2 protein-coding genes are annotated in these 630 nt (G+C 29.5%); both read left to right on the forward strand.

What is annotated here, in order from left to right; translation table 11 throughout:
- The coding region (locus tag AZI32_RS18170; protein ID WP_157450981.1) for a DUF1904 family protein at nucleotides 1-146 on the forward strand (146 nt) is incomplete at its 5' end.
- 15 nt (nucleotides 147-161) lie between these two features.
- Nucleotides 162-630: pseudouridine synthase (locus tag AZI32_RS17330; protein ID WP_162266755.1), on the forward strand; the 469-nt coding region annotated here is incomplete at its 3' end.

A 630-nucleotide genomic window follows, 5' to 3' on the forward strand; every position in this document is an offset into this window, starting at 1 on the left:
GGTTTGATAGAGGACAGGAAGTTCAAGATGTAGTTGCTAAAATTATAACTGATAGTATAAGAAATAATTTAGATGTAGAAAGTATGGATTTAGCTTTTACAGTTTTTGAGAAAGAAAAGTATTATGAAAATGGAGAACATTTTTAAAGGAAGGTACAGATTATGGCTAAAAAACAACGATTAGATAAAGTACTTTCTAACCTAGGCTATGGAAGTAGAGCTGAAATAAAGAGAGATTGCAAAAACGGACTAGTTAAAGTAAATGGTAAAATAGAAAATAACCCGGGTCTTCAAGTTGATACGGATAAAGATATCATAAATTTTGATGGAGAAACTATAGAATATAAAGAATTTATATACTTAATGTTAAACAAACCAGATGGATATATATCAGCTACTTTTGATAAACATGATCCTATAGTTTTAGATTTAATAGATAAGAAATCATTAGCATTTGAACCGTTTCCAGTAGGAAGGTTAGACAAGGATACTGAGGGGTTATTAGTATTAACTAATGATGGACAATTATCACATAGGGTTTTATCACCAAAGAGTCATGTTCCTAAAACTTACTTTGCAGAAATTGATGGAGTTGTAACAGAAGATGATATAAAAGCTTTTAAAGAATATG

It is taken from the genome of Clostridium sp. ATCC 25772 (assembly GCF_001573875.1).
Taxonomy (GTDB): domain Bacteria; phylum Bacillota; class Clostridia; order Clostridiales; family Clostridiaceae; genus Clostridium_J; species Clostridium_J senegalense.